The organism is Nitrosomonas aestuarii (genome assembly GCF_003046585.1).
GTDB classification, from domain to species: Bacteria; Pseudomonadota; Gammaproteobacteria; order Burkholderiales; family Nitrosomonadaceae; genus Nitrosomonas; species Nitrosomonas aestuarii.
Map to the genome: position 1 here is coordinate 150,862 of NZ_QAAE01000005.1, position 14,376 is coordinate 165,237.

The following is a 14,376-nucleotide window of genomic DNA, read 5'->3' on the forward strand; positions in this document are numbered from 1 at the left end:
GTCACCATGAACACATGAATCAATTAATGATATGTCCTCAAAGGATGATACAACCAATACAGAAATAGATGACGAAGCGTTATTTCGCGCTGCGATGCAAGATGTTGCGCCACTAACCGCGCCTGACAAGACTGTCCTCACACTTAAGAAACCAACACCCAGACCCCGACGCAAGAACCTTCGCGAGCAATTGTCTGATGCTGACGCCGAGTCCAATACAGTTAACCTGGAAATTGGCGCGGATGATGAATGGTCTTTTTTGCGACCAGGTGTTTCACGACAAACTTTGCGCCGCTTAAAACGAGGCTACTGGCGTATTCAGCACAGGCTGGATCTGCACAGACTCACACAAGAAGCTGCAAAGCGGCAATTGGCGGTTTTTCTGGACGAGTCTTTAGAAAGAAATATCCGTTGTGTACAGATCATTCACGGCAAAGGACTGAATTCTAAAGACCGTATGCCTGTACTGAAAAACAAAATTGGCAGCTGGCTGGCACAATGTCATGCCGTGCTTGCTTTTTGTCAGGCCAGACCGGAAGATGGCGGAAGAGGTGCAGTAATGGTTTTACTGAAAGGGCGATAAAGAAGAGCGCACGCAATAAACTGTCTTCACAGTTATAGTGATGGATTCGATTCATGCGGAAAAGTTTTCTCATATTTCCTCTGACATTCGATACAGCGTTGCGCGGAAGGATTCGCGATTAATCGTTCAAACCCAATTTCTTCACCGCAATCAGCGCAATCACCAAATTCAAGCTCCATCAGATATTTCTCTGACATTTCCAGCTCCCGCATTTCATTGATTTGCTTATCAATCAATGCAGTGTCCACGTCAGCCAAAATATTATTAATATCATCTGCCTGATTAATATTAAATTCCTCGCTGCTTTCCACCAATTCACTGCGAATTTCCGCTTGCAGTTCCAAATAACGCTTGTGCAGCGCGGATTTGATTTGCGCTAATTGTTCTTCTGTAAAATTTGCCATTACATGCACCTCCTAAATGACATGAATGTATCGTTTGTTTGCGATCAGTTTTTCAACCTTAGATAGATTTCAAATGATCGCGATAGTTTCCAGCCAATGATACTGATTTAATATTCCTTTATTCCGTTTACTTCGCTAATTTTAAGACGCTCTAAATCTGAAACAATATCCGCTGCATTACGCGTCGCATTTACTGAAATGTATGCTTTAGCGATTGTGCCCAGAGGATCAATTAAAAAAGTATTGCGTTTGGCGAATTTAACTATCCCCAGGTTCAGCAGCGAGTGATAACGCGCAGCCGTTTCTGCCCTTGTATCAGCCAGTAATCGAAACGGCAAACCGAATTTCTTCGCAAACTGCGCATGACTGTCAACTGTATCTATGCTGATACCGACGACTTCAGCATCCAGTGCTTTCAATTTATGAAAACCATCACGAAAGCCGCAGGCTTGACGGGTACAGCCTGGCGTATCATCTTTTGGATAAAAATACAGTGCCAGCCACTTACCTCTGAATTCAGTAAGCGAATGTAATTCACCATTCTGATCTGCTAATTCAAAATCAGGCGCCAACTGACCCGGGGCAAGTGAACCGCGTCCTGATAAATAAAACCAAATAATCAAGACTAACACTATGATGATGATGAACAACCACACCATTCCGTTGCTCCAAAGTTGATTAAAACGCGCACGCTGTCAATATTGAGACTCTCAGCGCACTACCTCACATCAAACACCAATCATAGGATAAATTGAACCAAGATGCCAGTTACAAACAATTGTCAAAATTTCATCAATGACCTCAATGGTAAAACTGACAAACTATTAACCTCTCCACCTGAAAAGCCTGCCTGGCCTATCCAGTTAAAAAGCTATTATATATAATAATATACAATCCAATAGCGCCTCAGACATCAGGATACCCGGAATAACTAACGTTATGTTTTAACTTAAATAAACGTTTTGTAATTGTACGCAGCAAAACCATTCATCAGTAAATTATCATGATCTACACCCAAAGAAACCCTGCACTATTAATCATTGGCCTGTTGATGCTCGCTATCTGGTTTTCTACGGACACAGGCTTGTTGGCCCCGTTATTGGAATATCTCGCATCTGGCAAGGAATATAAATATCTAAATGAGCTCACTTCATTACCGCTTTATTTTGGTTTGGTGGCCGTCTTTACGGGTCTTTGGCATTGGCTGGGTACACACAAGGAAGGGCACCTGGATTATTATTTCTCCACAATTGCGGGTGGAATGCTGATTTTATTCATTACCATGCTGGTACGCTGGTTTATCGCACCGCAAATCGAGGTAATCGGTGTGGACTTTGGCGAAATAGGCGACACCGGCAAATATATTCACGAACTGCTCGGTCTTAACTACGTCGTTCTGGGTATTGTCGCCGGCATCATTATTGCCAATGTTTTCAAAATACCGGAATGGGCAAAAAACGGCGTCCGCTTATCCCGCCTCGGACTCAAAACCGGCGTGATTCTTCTGGGTGCGCTCTACAGTGCAGCCGAATTAAAAAATCTCGGCGGACTTTCTATCTTCATGATCGGCTTTTTTGTCCTGGGTTCGGTCGGTATTGTCTTGTGGATAGGTGCACGGCGTAATATCTCCAATTCAATGGGTGGCGTACTCTCTGCCGGCATGGGTGTTTGCGGTGTATCAGCAACTGTAGCGGTTGCGCCTGTTGTGCAAGCCAAACCCGTCGAAATCGCTTATACCATTGGCACCATTTTATTATGGGGCGTGGGTTGCATGTTTCTGTTTCCGATTATCGGCCATTTACTGAATATGAGTTATGTGCAATTTGGTGCATGGGCCGGCACAGGCATATTAAATTCTGCTCAAGTCGCCGGTGCAGCAATGGCGTTTCAGCCAGATGGTATCGAAACTTTAATGGTCGCCGAAATTTTCAATATAACCCGCGTATTGATTTTACCGGTTATCGTGCTCTGGCTGGCCGTCTGGTATGTCAAACGGGAAGGCACTACAACAACGCAAGTGAATGTCGGTCGCATTGTCATAACAAAATTCCCAGTCTTTGTGTTGGGTTTCATGCTGATGTTTGCGCTTTCCACCACAGGAATCTTTGCACCGGCAAGTCATTACCAAGGTAAATATTTTGGCAATACAGCAGAACAGGGATTCAAACAAGAACACCTGTTAAAACCTGAACAGATTCAAATATTACAATTAGAAGCGAGAGTCATCGAACGTACGGATCATATTGCCGCACTGGAACGATTGATCGAAAACGGCAAAATCATGTCTGTCGAAGACGATAATACCGTGCGTGGCATGATCAATGCACAAATCTTATCTGACCAAGCTAATCGCATTCTGACAGCTGCCCATAAGGCGGTGCGGCATACCGCGCAGAAAATAGAAGCATTCCGGCAATGGATTACCTGGTTGTTTGCATTCGGCCTGGTAGGCCTTGGCATGCAGATTACGGTCAGCTCAATGAAACAGGCAGGCGGCGAGCCTGCAATTATTGGCGGCATCGTCGGTTTTATTAAAGCGGCATTATCCCTGATTGTAGTCATGCTGTTGGTCAGCGAAGCAGTCTGAAACAAGTTAAAGGAAAGCAATTATGCAGAAAGATACTATCAAAAGCTTTGAACGTGGATCAGCATTATCAATTTTTGGGAGCGATCGTAAAGAAGATGTTATGGCACTGATCCTGGCTTTTGTCTTGGCAATGGTCATTTACTTCAGCTATTGATGCATTGAAGCCATAGTCTCTTGACTTATATTCAGGCTATGAGGCAACCAAAAACTTATGTTCGAACGTATTCTGCTTGCCAGCCACGGTACTAAAGGTGCCATTGCTGCTGAAAATATGGCCGTGCAGGTCTGCGCCAGAGGGGCAGTGATCGACCATCTCATTGTCGTTCCTGAATTCTGGCAAAGCATGACAGGCGACGACTGGCTCAATAACGGTGCCACACGGGATCAGTTTTGCGAATATCTGCAATCGGAATTAGGCCTGGAAATTGATCAGCAATGTGACCGGCTGCATCAGAAAATCACCGCGCATGAATTAACCTATAGCAGCATCATCCTGTTTGGAAAACCGGATGATGCATTGCTGCAGCGCGAAAAAGCATACGCATATGACCTGCTTGTACTCGGCTCGTCGCGTCCCAAAGGTACACCCGGCTTACAGGGTTTACACTCCAGCATGTTGACAAAAAAAATGATGCAAGCAATACAAACCGCTTTGCTCATTGCTCCATATCCTAGCGATGAATGAACAGAAAGAAGCGAACAGTTGTGACAACAGGGACGCCGCATGGGTTGTCATTTATGCACCATTGAGTACCGCAGAACTAAAACTATTCTGTAAGGATATTGAGCGGTTGTTTCGCATCAACCCTATGCTCAACTTCAAAAAATGGCAATCTTTAGGTTCTAATCGTTATTACTTTTCTGGACAAAACATCAGCCAGGACCCGCCATTTGATTTCGAATTGACACTCGCAATCAGACAACTTTCTGATGGCATTGAGGTCGAGTATGCACATGGTTTGAAAACCCGTACGACGCTTATCATTCAACCACTCCAGGGTCAGCAGGCAACACAGCAAAAAAATCAATCAATATTAACCATCACAGACTATTACGACCGTTTGCCTGAAAATGAACGTACGCAACAATTACATCTGGTTGATAAAAGCCTGACCGTATGGGCGAATGATTTACACCAGTTTTTAATCTACTGGAAGAAATGGTCACGCTACGGACCATGGCGCTGGTTTATGCACCATGTCTGGCAACCTATGAAACCAATGGGGCGCCGCATTACATACATTTTATTTTGGGTAACTTTTTTTGAACTGGCTTTGATTTTATTGGGTGCTGCAGTATATTATCTGGAATATACTGAATAAAAGCTGCTATAAAAATCAAAAAATACTGAGGATAAAATCATGACCGAAGAAAGAAGACCCATTGATCCGGAAACAATTGCCTGCGAAATTTGCATGAAAGAAATTCCTGTTTCAGAAGCCAAGAGTGACGAAGCCAGTGATTATGTAGTGCATTACTGCAGTCTGGACTGTTATGCCAAATGGAAAGAACAGAATGAAAAAAAAGATTAATACATTTTTCGACGGGACTAATCCGCAGGCGATTGCTCAAGCTGATTAATTTGCTCCATAAGCATCAGTCTTTCTTCCTCCAGCGCTCTAAAACGAGTATAAAGCCGATCCAAATCAGCTGTATATTGTTCAACACGGTCTTTTCTTTCCTGTTGGCGCCGCATCATCTCTTCATATTTCGGAATGGGCACGTTCTCTACAGTCGCACTGGGAAATTCTGCAACTGGCGAGCCCAGCATTTCATTGCGGCGTAATTCCTGAATCATCAGAAATTGCTGATGTGTTGCCTGCGCATCTTGCTGGACACGCATCAGCGCTCTTTCTATTTGGAAAATCTGCTTCTCATTTTCGGCCCACCCACTTAAAGGCAACACCAGCAATAACAATATCGATAGTAGCTTCACCTCATATCCCTCATCTGTTACAAACGCTCAAACACTGCAGCAATACCCTGACCACCACCAATACACATCGTTACAAGCGCGTATTGTCCGCCTGTTCGATGCAATTCATACATCGCTTTGATCGTAAGAATTGTACCCGTTGCGCCGATAGGATGACCTAATGCAACAGCGCCTCCGCTCGGATTGGTTTTAGCAGGATCAAAATGTAATTCTTTTGCAACCGCACAGGCTTGTACTGCAAAAGCTTCATTTGATTCAACCACATCAATATCATTTATATCAAGACCTGCCTGTTTGAGCGCTTTTTGAACCGCCGGCACCGGCCCCATGCCCATAAACTGCGGGTCAACACCTGCATGTCCGTAAGAAACCAGTCGCGCCATTGCTTGATGATTACGTTTTTCAGCGAGTTTACGTTCCATCAAAACAACTGCTGCTGCACAATCATTAATACCCGAGGAATTTCCTGCCGTGACCGTACCCCCCTTCTGGAAAACTGCATTTAGTCTAGCCAAAGAATCCAGGCTTACATTCTCACGAGGATGTTCGTCAGTATCAAAAACGGTCACATTATTTCGGTTTACTATTTCAACAGGCAAGATCTGGTCTTTAAAAAAACCCTGTTGAATAGCATGAACGGCACGATGATGGCTTTCAACTGCATAAGCATCCTGCTCCTCTCGTTTGATCTGCCATTTTCGCGCAATATTTTCTGCGGTTACACCCATATGCACGTACTCAAAAGGATCAGTCAACGCACCCACCATCATATCGACTGTCCCACCGTCGTGCATACGTTGCCCCCAACGCAATGCAGGCAGTAGATATCCACCGCGACTCATTGATTCGACGCCCCCGGCGACGGCAATATCGGTATCATTTAACAGGATATGCTGACCTGCGGATATAATGGCCTGTAGCCCGCTGCCACACAAGCGATTGACAGTAAGTGCAGCAGCATGTTGCGGCAACCCGCCATTCACGCAGGCAACACGCGCCAGATACATGTCGCGTATTTCGCCGTGAATAACATGCCCAAACACACCATGTCCAATTTCATCAGGATTTATTCCGGCCCGTTTCACTGCTTCAGTGACAACTTTTGCCGCCAGATCGGCGGGCGCAATATCTTTAAGTGCACCACCATAATCTCCAATCGCTGTTCGTACACCACTCAGCACAACTACTTCACGCATGCGATTTCCTCTGTTTTATGATCTTGACTAGACGACAATCTGTATTTTACTTCAAAAGACTATCCTGCTTTGTAACTGGGAAGCCTGCTGTTGGCTAAAGATGATAAACGTCTGATTACATGTCGTCCACTAACGAATGAAGTTCATTAAAAACCTTTTCAGACTCATGATTAAGCGTAAATATTAATTTCTGCACAGATTCCATTTGCTCTTCAGATGCATATGATTCAATCTGTCTGCATAAATGGGCAAGTTGTTCTGCTCCGACATTAGCTGCACTGGATTTTAATGTGTGTGCAGCCCGTTGTAACGCCTCGGAATCTTTGGCAAGCATAGCCTGATTGAGTTGAGACATTGTTTGTGGCGCTGAAGATTGAAAAACAGATAACACATTTTTTAACAGATAATTACTACCATCGGTATCAAGCGAACTCAGCGTGGTCAGTTTCTCCTGATTAATTACTGAATGCTCAACTTTTTGATATCCATCATGCTCTTCAATATCAACATTACTCTCTTTTTCCACCTGTTCACTCAGTTCCTGCTTTGGCAGCCACCTTTCCAGCATTGCCCGCAATTGTGTCAATGAGAAAGGCTTCGACAAAAAATCATTCATGCCAACATCCAGGCACTTTTGACGATCATCCGATAAAGCATTAGCTGTCAAAGCGACAATTGAAAGATTGCCACGGTTATCAGGTAATTCCCGGATCAATTTTGTCGCCTCATAACCATCCATAACTGGCATCTGACAATCCATAAAAACCAAGTCATAATAATTATTTTTTACCATTTGGTAAGCTTCTTGCCCATTAGAAGCCAGTTCCATTTGCAGACCGACACTTTGCAGCATAGCGCGTGCGACTTGTTGGTTAACCGGATTATCCTCTGCCAGCAACACAACACCTTGCAAGTCTTTTTCATGAATTTTTTTATTTACAACAGGAAATTGAGAATCAACTGGCGCAGCCGACAGGATATCTGCAATGACATTATAGAGATCGCTTTGCCGAATGGGCTTATGAATGTAACGCGAGATACCAATTTCTTTACTTTTCTTTAGCTGAGCACCATCTGAAGCGGTCGATGTCAGCATCATCAGATGCGGCTTACCCAGCTGATCATCTAACTGGATGGCACAAGCTAACTGCATTCCATTCATGCCGGGCATATGCATATCCAGAATCACAAGATGAAATAAAACATTATCTTTAGAAGCTTCCTTCATTATATGCAGCGCTTCCGATCCTCCAGAGGCACAATATACATGCATATTCCAGCTTGCCAGTTGATTTACCAGAATTTCACGATTAGTTTGATTATCGTCAACAACTAACGCGTAAATATCTTTGAACATCATGTCGGCACTTCTATCCGCCACTGGATTAAGCGCCTTATCTAACTGTAACTCAATAAAAAAATGTGACCCTTTCCCCGGGACACTATTCACCCAGATCCGGCCATGCATCAATTCAACTAAGAGCTTACATATCGTAAGGCCAAGACCTGTACCACCATATTGACGTGTTGTTCTCGCATCCGCCTGTGAAAAATGTTCAAAGATTTTTTTAATCGCTTCAGGTGCAATGCCAATACCTGTATCCTCAACACATATTCGTATTTTTAATTGTCTTTCCGTTTCTTCTTGAACTGTCGTGCGAACAACAACCTCTCCTTTTTTGGTGAACTTAATCGCATTGTTAATAAGATTAATAACGATCTGTCGCAATCTGAACGGATCACCCTGCAGATTCAGCGGTGTGTTGGGCGGCAAAAATTGTACAGCCAACTCCAAGTCTTTGTCTTTGGCCTGCTTCGAGAACATAGCCGCAGCTTCTTCAACAAGATTCACCAAATCAAAATCAACAGACTCCAACTGCATATAACCTGATTCAATCTTTGAGAAATCGAGTATGTCGTTTATAACACCCAACAGATGATGACCCGATAACTGCACGGACTCAGCCCAAATTTTTTGCTGTGGATTTAATTCACTATTCAACAATAATTCGTTCATGCCAAGCACGCCATTGAGCGGCGTACGGATCTCATGACTCATTGTCGCCAGGAATTCACTTTTGATACGACTAGCGGCTTCTGCAGCTTCTTTGGCAGTAACCAGTTCCGCTGTACGCACACCCACTTCTATCTCAAGTTGATCTCTTTGGTACGCCAAACGTTTATCGCGCTGCCCGATTTGTTCCAGCATATGATTAAATCCATTGGCCAAGGTATTAAGCTCTACGATGGCACTATGCTCAGCACGGATATTAAAATCAGTTTTTATGGAAACATAATCAATTAAATCACTTAGCTTTGTTAGTGGAACCAGTACAGCCGCATTCAGGCGATACAACATTAAGTGACTGGTTATCATGGCGAGTGCAGCAGTGATCAAGATAACTAATGTTAACCATGCCGTTTGCCAGTAAATGGCCGACAAGCTTGTTGCCAAAAAGAAATAGCCGTAGTTTTCTTGTTGAAAAGTAATCGGTTGTACTAACTTGACATGATGCAAATTAGTTTTCAGATTCTTTTCAGGCAGCGTAAAAAAATCTTCCGACAGCGCTTGATTGACCTGAAAACGGGCAAATTGTTGACGATCACGCGTAAAAACCACTGCTGCAGTCACATCATCCGAACTTGCCAGGGAATCCAGTAATTCCTGTGCTGAGCCAACATCTTCAAACGCCAGAGAAGCCGCTAAATTTTCAGCAAAAGCGCTTGCTTTAGTTTCATTCGAATTGATCAACGAGAGAAGATTGAGAACAAAATTTCCGATAATAAGCACCACTGCAACAATAGCCAGCGTACTGCCTAGCGTCATACGTGCAATACGCAGTAGTTGTTCATTCATTGTTGACTGAGTGGCATTTATGGGATTTTTCATTACACTCATTGACTTACCTTGGTTGCTAAATAAAACAGCTTGAAATTAAGCGCGAACCCTTACATTTCAAGCGATCATATAATTTGCTTCAAAATTATGTTGTCTCAAGCAACCATCAAGTTCAGAATAATGCATTGCTCAATTGATGCTCTCTGTCAGCAATGCTAAAAACGGTTTTTTTTTAAATTTCTTTAAGAACTTCCGGTAGTTTATAGATTGCATATCCGGCAACAAGAATCAACTTTTTGAAACCGCGTTTAGCACTTTATCAACTGAGTAATGACGTATACAGCGTTCACGGATGTTATGTTGCATGGTGTTGCGGCACGCAGGTATGGTCATAAAATCCTTATCAGCGAAACCTGCCTCGCCAGCAACGCTCAAAAGCTAACTGGATTCATCATTAATAAATTGATGGAACAGGTACATATCAGGAATCCGCCCAATTTCCAGAAGAGATGAATACTGTCGAAGAAACGAAAAACACGCTTATTGTCATCGCCATATCGAACGTCTGAAATCACACATCCAGTGTGTAAGGCAATGAGTCAATACTGAGAACAGGACCACAGGGATTTTTCCAATAAATTTTGCCTGCATCAACACTGCTGTGCTGAATTACGGCAAGCACATCATAACCGCCGTTCGGTGCAGGCGCAGCATTTACAATTTTGCCGCAAGATTGATCGTTCGTTTCTATATCGAATAAGTCATCACCTGCTGACACAGGGTTGTTTGTCGCTATATTGGCCAAAAACATACGACGCTTCAGCTTTCCAAGATATTGGGTGCGCGCAACAATTTCCTGCCCCGGATAACAGCCTTTTTTAAAACTGACACCACCGATAATATCCAGATTAATCATTTGCGGCAAAAATTGTTCCTGTGTCGGTGTCAAGATAACCGGAATGCCTGCACGTATTTGCATCCAGTCCCAACATGCAGCACCAACAGGATGAATATTTTTGCTTAATGTCTGCCATAGCTCACCAGCATATACCTCAGAAACAAGAAGCTCCAATCGATTTGGCGCGTAACAGAAAATGCTGGCTTTGGGTGTATGCATAACGCGCAATTGCTGACAGATTTGAAGTGATGTTTCCATGACATCTTCAATACGTTTGCATGCTTCGATACCGGCAACACCGATACGAATCCACTGCTCGCTGCAATCATTTATGTGAACCTTCGAACGCAAAACAAACATCGATAATCTTTTTTGTATGGCTTCGCACAGACTGATCGGTAATTGCATCATCCATTCGTCGTTTCGTTGCCACAGGGTAAAATTTGCCAACACGCGCCCCTTAGGTGTGCAATAGCTGCCATATTGTGCTCGATCAGCCTTTACCTCCATGACATCACAACTTAACTGACTTTGCAGAAAAGCCTGTGTATCATTTCCGGAAAAACAGAGCAAGCCATAATGAGAAAGGTCAGTCAGAATCGTTTCTGTCTGCGCATGCTTTAACTCTGCCTGACAATCTCCAAATTGGATCACGCGATCGTTATCAATAACTGCATTATAATTTTGTAAAAAAGTGCGCCAGTTTTTTTGCATCATGTGTAAAAAAAGAATTAGTCATTCGCATAATTATACGAACATCCAGTTTGAATAAAAACATGCAACCCACCAGATTTGTAACGTTGCAGCATGCTTTGTTTGTGAGCAGCGATTAATTTAGTGTATAACGACAGTTATCCATACAAGAAATCCAGGAACGCAACATCATGGAACAAATGGTAGAAGCTATGCGATTCACAAGTGACCCGATTGGAGTCATTGAGGAAATTCACGGGCCGGTCGTGGATGTAATTTGTGATCGTTTGCCACCATTGCATCAGGCATTGTATTCTGTTTCTGATCATCAAAACTATCTATTTGAAGTTCACCGACACCTTGATGCGCGTCGCACGCGCGCAATCGCCCTGCACCCCACTGGCGGGCTTCAGCGGGGCTTGAAAGTGTTTGATAGTAACGGGCCGCTGCGCATCCCCGTTTCACCGGATTGTCTGAGCCGTGTACTTGACATGTTTGGCGCACCACTCGACGGCGGCCCGCCGCTGCAAACAATGAAAATGCGTAACATTATAGCACCGCCTGCATCATTGGCTGAGACAGTACCTGCCACAGGTATTCTTGAGTCAGGAATCAAGGTCATTGATTTGTTATGTCCATTTATCAAAGGCGGAAAAACAGGGCTGTTTGGTGGCGCCGGAGTGGGTAAAACGGTGCTGATCATGGAATTTATGCATGCGGTTGTCAGTCTGCATCAGGGTGTTTCGGTTTTTGCCGGAGTTGGGGAACGTATTCGTGAAGGACATGAATTATGGCATGAGATGCGAGACGCCGGTGTCATGCCACAGACACTGATGTTGTTTGGACAGATGGATGAATCACCAGGCGTACGATTCCGTGTAGGCCTGTCAGCCTTGACTTATGCTGAATATCTACGCGACACTCTTGGCAAGGAAGTTTTATTGCTGATGGACAATGTGTTTCGCTTTGTTCAGGCGGGTAGCGAAATTTCTGGTCTGCTTGGACGGATGCCGGCTACTTTAGGATATCAACCCACGCTAATGAGTGAAGTTGCCGAATTGCAGGAACGCATCATTTCCACCCATAGTGGTGATATCACTGCTGTCGAAGCAATCTATGTGCCGGCTGACGACATGACAGATCCTGCAGTCAGCACGATTCTGGCACACCTGGATACGACCGTGGTCCTGTCCCGCAGCCAGGCAGCTAAAGGTTTTTATCCGACAGTTGATCCGTTACAATCTTCGAGCAAAATGATGGACCGTACATTTTTAGGCGATCGCCACTATTATGTAGCTGAAAATGTACGTGAGCATCTTGCGCGTTATCGGGAACTGGAGGATATTATTGCCATGCTGGGACTGGAAGCGTTATCAGAAAAAGATCAGCAGATCGTTATGCGTGCGCGTAAGTTGCAGCGGTATCTTACGCAACCATTTCATGTAATGGACTCACATAGTGGCATTAAGGGCGTCTCAGTCAAGCTCGAGCAAACATTGACCGATTGCGACGCTTTTTTACACGGTGATTATGACTCTGTCCCAGAAGAGAAGTGCTATATGCGCGGCTCCATGCAGGAAATGTCATGAAAACATTTATTTTGCACATTCAGAGTGCTACACAATATACCCCCGTGACAAATGTGACCAGTTTTGTCGGAGCAGACCCATCGGGCAGTTTTGGCATTCTCGCTGGTCATGCCCGTTTTATGACGGCGCTGAATTACGGTCTGGCACGCTATCAGTTACACGATAACAGTTGGTACTACCTGGCTTTTCCCGGAGGCATACTCTATTTCTTAGATAACCATCTGTATATCAGTTCACGTCGTTTCCTCAGCGATACTGACTACCAGCGTATCAGCGCAGGCTTGTTGGAGCAATTACTTGCCGAAGAAACAGAACTCAAGAAATTACAAGATAGCTTGTGCCAGTTAGAGCAGGAAATGTTTCGCCGCTTATGGCAAATGGAACGCAGTGGCACTCATTTATAATGGATAAACCGCGACGGAGGCCTGAATGAATGATAAGCAGCTGCGCAAGTCTGTAGAGAAGCAGATTAAACGAATGCAACGTGCTGAAAAAGAGCGTCCTACATTGTTGGCACAATCGGTATTTATGGGGACGCTGTCCTTGCTGTTCGTTTTGCCCGTCATTGTAGGAGCCTATCTGGGTATTTGGCTGGATGATAAGGCAGAAAGTTATTCTATCCACTGGACAATAGGATTAATATTTGTCGGCCTTGTTGTTGGCATGATAAATGTCTACCTGTATGTACGGGAGCATCATTGATGGAAACGCCATCGATAGTATTTTATGTCGGGCCGTTTGGAATTACCTCAATTGTGGTAACCACCTGGGGAATTATGCTGCTACTGGGTGTGTTGTGTTGGTTTGCAACAAGAAATCTGTCACTCATCCCGGGGCCGTTACAGACGATGTTGGAAGGCGTGGTGTCGACAATGGAAACCAGCATACAGAGTGTTCTGCCAGATCGTGCACAACAATTACTGCCATTCATCGCAACGTTATGGATATACATCGTCACTGCCAACCTAACCGGCCTGATCCCGCAGTTACATTCCCCAACTGGAAATTTATCGGTAACAGCCGGATTGGCGGTATTAGTGTTTATCTCGGTGCATTGGTTTGGTATTCGTAATGATGGCATTCGCCAATATTTCAAGCACTACCTGAGCCCCACACCTTTATTGTTGCCATTTCACTTAATCAGTGAGATAACGCGTACGATTGCACTGGCAGTACGTTTGTTTGGCAATATTATGAGTCTGGAACTCGTGGCATTGCTGGTTTTGTTGGTGGCGGGTTTATTGGTGCCGGTGCCATTGTTAATGCTGCATATTGTCGAAGCACTGGTACAGGCTTATATTTTTGGAATGCTGGCGCTGGTTTACGTTGCGGGCGCCATGCAATCACAACAGCATGAAAAAGGAAAAGATTTATGAGCGACATGACCTGGTTTACGATTCTTTCTACCTTAGGTGCAGCGCTTGCTGTTGCCATTGGCATGATGTTCCCTGCACTGGCAATGGGTCGCGCAATCAGTCAGGCACTGGATGCGCTTGCGCGCCAACCGGAAGCGGAAAAATCGGTCATGCGTACTTTATTTATCGGTTTGGCCATGATTGAATCACTGGCTATTTATGTGCTGGTGATTGTACTGATTATCTTGTTTCGCAACCCATTACTAGAATATCTCGTTACCGGGAGCTGACAGGAA

17 protein-coding genes are annotated in these 14,376 nt (G+C 44.3%); 11 read left to right on the forward strand and 6 right to left on the reverse strand.

Translation table 11 applies throughout. The features are described 5' to 3' along the window. Window positions 1-31 precede the first annotated feature (31 nt). A complete protein-coding gene (locus C8R11_RS06385; protein ID WP_107794973.1) occupies window positions 32-583 on the forward strand; it encodes a Smr/MutS family protein in 552 nt (183 codons plus the stop codon). Between the two features lie 32 nt (window positions 584-615). Here the strand turns inward: C8R11_RS06385 and C8R11_RS06390 are convergent, their stop codons facing one another. Together C8R11_RS06390 and C8R11_RS06395 are read right to left on the reverse strand one after the other, a co-directional pair. Continuing rightward, a complete protein-coding gene (locus C8R11_RS06390) occupies window positions 616-987 on the reverse strand; it encodes a TraR/DksA family transcriptional regulator (protein WP_090700422.1) in 372 nt (123 codons plus the stop codon). Window positions 988-1,094: 107 nt separating this feature from the next. Further along, entirely contained in the window at window positions 1,095-1,646 is a 552-nt protein-coding gene (locus tag C8R11_RS06395; protein WP_107794974.1) for a peroxiredoxin, read from the reverse strand. Window positions 1,647-1,990: 344 nt separating this feature from the next. On the opposite strand from C8R11_RS06395, the gene C8R11_RS06400 reads away from it, so the two are divergent. Genes C8R11_RS06400 through C8R11_RS06415 form a run of 5 tightly spaced genes read left to right on the forward strand, consistent with a single transcriptional unit; the run spans window position 1,991 to window position 5,106 of the window. Continuing rightward, the gene (locus C8R11_RS06400; RefSeq protein WP_107794975.1) at window positions 1,991-3,574 is read left to right on the forward strand and encodes a YeiH family protein; all 1,584 of its coding nucleotides are present in this window, start codon (window positions 1,991-1,993) and stop codon (window positions 3,572-3,574) included. A 22-nt stretch (window positions 3,575-3,596) separates the two neighbouring features. After that, window positions 3,597-3,728 carry a hypothetical protein gene (locus tag C8R11_RS16920; protein ID WP_280142074.1) on the forward strand — a complete coding sequence of 44 codons (132 nt, stop codon included), beginning with the start codon at window positions 3,597-3,599 and terminating at the stop codon, window positions 3,726-3,728. Window positions 3,729-3,785: 57 nt separating this feature from the next. After that, entirely contained in the window at window positions 3,786-4,259 is a 474-nt protein-coding gene (locus C8R11_RS06405; protein ID WP_107794976.1) for a universal stress protein, read from the forward strand. After that, the gene (locus C8R11_RS06410) at window positions 4,252-4,896 is read left to right on the forward strand and encodes a hypothetical protein (RefSeq protein WP_107794977.1); all 645 of its coding nucleotides are present in this window, start codon (window positions 4,252-4,254) and stop codon (window positions 4,894-4,896) included. The genes C8R11_RS06405 and C8R11_RS06410 overlap by 8 nt, the downstream gene beginning before the upstream one ends. A 39-nt stretch (window positions 4,897-4,935) precedes the next feature. Further along, entirely contained in the window at window positions 4,936-5,106 is a 171-nt protein-coding gene (locus C8R11_RS06415; protein WP_090700411.1) for a DUF3330 domain-containing protein, read from the forward strand. A 17-nt stretch (window positions 5,107-5,123) separates the two neighbouring features. On the opposite strand, the gene C8R11_RS06420 is transcribed toward C8R11_RS06415, so the two are convergent. The 4 genes from C8R11_RS06420 to ygfZ all read right to left on the reverse strand — a co-directional run bounded on the left by C8R11_RS06420 (window position 5,124) and on the right by ygfZ (window position 11,160). Continuing rightward, window positions 5,124-5,510 (reverse strand): hypothetical protein, encoded by a 387-nt coding sequence (locus tag C8R11_RS06420; protein ID WP_107794978.1) that lies wholly within the window; start codon window positions 5,508-5,510, stop codon window positions 5,124-5,126. Between the two features lie 17 nt (window positions 5,511-5,527). Further along, window positions 5,528-6,706 (reverse strand): acetyl-CoA C-acyltransferase family protein, encoded by a 1,179-nt coding sequence (locus C8R11_RS06425; RefSeq protein WP_107794979.1) that lies wholly within the window; start codon window positions 6,704-6,706, stop codon window positions 5,528-5,530. Window positions 6,707-6,821: 115 nt separating this feature from the next. Then, complete coding sequence (locus tag C8R11_RS06430; protein WP_107794980.1) at window positions 6,822-9,605, reverse strand: response regulator; 2,784 nt, start codon at window positions 9,603-9,605, stop codon at window positions 6,822-6,824. A 511-nt stretch (window positions 9,606-10,116) separates the two neighbouring features. Then, window positions 10,117-11,160 (reverse strand): CAF17-like 4Fe-4S cluster assembly/insertion protein YgfZ, encoded by a 1,044-nt coding sequence (gene ygfZ / locus C8R11_RS06440; RefSeq protein ID WP_342352460.1) that lies wholly within the window; start codon window positions 11,158-11,160, stop codon window positions 10,117-10,119. 167 nt (window positions 11,161-11,327) lie between these two features. On the opposite strand from ygfZ, the gene atpD reads away from it, so the two are divergent. Genes atpD through C8R11_RS06465 form a run of 5 tightly spaced genes read left to right on the forward strand, consistent with a single transcriptional unit; the run spans window position 11,328 to window position 14,370 of the window. Further along, complete coding sequence (atpD, locus tag C8R11_RS06445) at window positions 11,328-12,725, forward strand: F0F1 ATP synthase subunit beta (protein ID WP_244907572.1); 1,398 nt, start codon at window positions 11,328-11,330, stop codon at window positions 12,723-12,725. Beyond that, the gene (locus C8R11_RS06450) at window positions 12,722-13,129 is read left to right on the forward strand and encodes a F0F1 ATP synthase subunit delta/epsilon (RefSeq protein WP_107794982.1); all 408 of its coding nucleotides are present in this window, start codon (window positions 12,722-12,724) and stop codon (window positions 13,127-13,129) included. Before atpD ends, C8R11_RS06450 begins: the two co-directional genes overlap by 4 nt. 25 nt (window positions 13,130-13,154) lie before the next feature. Beyond that, entirely contained in the window at window positions 13,155-13,427 is a 273-nt protein-coding gene (locus C8R11_RS06455; protein WP_107794983.1) for an AtpZ/AtpI family protein, read from the forward strand. Beyond that, on the forward strand, window positions 13,427-14,101 hold the full coding sequence (locus C8R11_RS06460; RefSeq protein ID WP_107794984.1) for a F0F1 ATP synthase subunit A: 675 nt from the start codon (window positions 13,427-13,429) through the stop codon (window positions 14,099-14,101). Before C8R11_RS06455 ends, C8R11_RS06460 begins: the two co-directional genes overlap by 1 nt. Next, window positions 14,098-14,370, forward strand: coding sequence for a F0F1 ATP synthase subunit C (locus tag C8R11_RS06465; protein WP_107794985.1), 273 nt, complete (start codon window positions 14,098-14,100; stop codon window positions 14,368-14,370). Before C8R11_RS06460 ends, C8R11_RS06465 begins: the two co-directional genes overlap by 4 nt. Window positions 14,371-14,376 lie beyond the last annotated feature (6 nt).

Bases quoted from the DNA above. Each gene is read 5' to 3' on its own strand.
- ygfZ (WP_342352460.1), bottom strand. From the start codon at position 11,160: ATGATGCAAAAAAACTGGCGCACTTTTTTACAAAATTATAATGCAGTT.
- C8R11_RS16920 (WP_280142074.1), top strand. From the start codon at position 3,597: ATGCAGAAAGATACTATCAAAAGCTTTGAACGTGGATCAGCATTATCA.
- C8R11_RS06385 (WP_107794973.1), top strand. From the start codon at position 32: ATGTCCTCAAAGGATGATACAACCAATACAGAAATAGATGACGAAGCG.
- C8R11_RS06405 (WP_107794976.1), top strand. From the start codon at position 3,786: ATGTTCGAACGTATTCTGCTTGCCAGCCACGGTACTAAAGGTGCCATT.
- C8R11_RS06415 (WP_090700411.1), top strand. From the start codon at position 4,936: ATGACCGAAGAAAGAAGACCCATTGATCCGGAAACAATTGCCTGCGAA.
- C8R11_RS06450 (WP_107794982.1), top strand. From the start codon at position 12,722: ATGAAAACATTTATTTTGCACATTCAGAGTGCTACACAATATACCCCC.
- C8R11_RS06460 (WP_107794984.1), top strand. From the start codon at position 13,427: ATGGAAACGCCATCGATAGTATTTTATGTCGGGCCGTTTGGAATTACC.
- atpD (WP_244907572.1), top strand. From the start codon at position 11,328: ATGGAACAAATGGTAGAAGCTATGCGATTCACAAGTGACCCGATTGGA.
- C8R11_RS06390 (WP_090700422.1), bottom strand. From the start codon at position 987: ATGGCAAATTTTACAGAAGAACAATTAGCGCAAATCAAATCCGCGCTG.
- C8R11_RS06395 (WP_107794974.1), bottom strand. From the start codon at position 1,646: ATGGTGTGGTTGTTCATCATCATCATAGTGTTAGTCTTGATTATTTGG.
- C8R11_RS06430 (WP_107794980.1), bottom strand. From the start codon at position 9,605: ATGAGTGTAATGAAAAATCCCATAAATGCCACTCAGTCAACAATGAAT.
- C8R11_RS06425 (WP_107794979.1), bottom strand. From the start codon at position 6,706: ATGCGTGAAGTAGTTGTGCTGAGTGGTGTACGAACAGCGATTGGAGAT.
- C8R11_RS06455 (WP_107794983.1), top strand. From the start codon at position 13,155: ATGAATGATAAGCAGCTGCGCAAGTCTGTAGAGAAGCAGATTAAACGA.
- C8R11_RS06400 (WP_107794975.1), top strand. From the start codon at position 1,991: ATGATCTACACCCAAAGAAACCCTGCACTATTAATCATTGGCCTGTTG.
- C8R11_RS06410 (WP_107794977.1), top strand. From the start codon at position 4,252: ATGAATGAACAGAAAGAAGCGAACAGTTGTGACAACAGGGACGCCGCA.
- C8R11_RS06465 (WP_107794985.1), top strand. From the start codon at position 14,098: ATGAGCGACATGACCTGGTTTACGATTCTTTCTACCTTAGGTGCAGCG.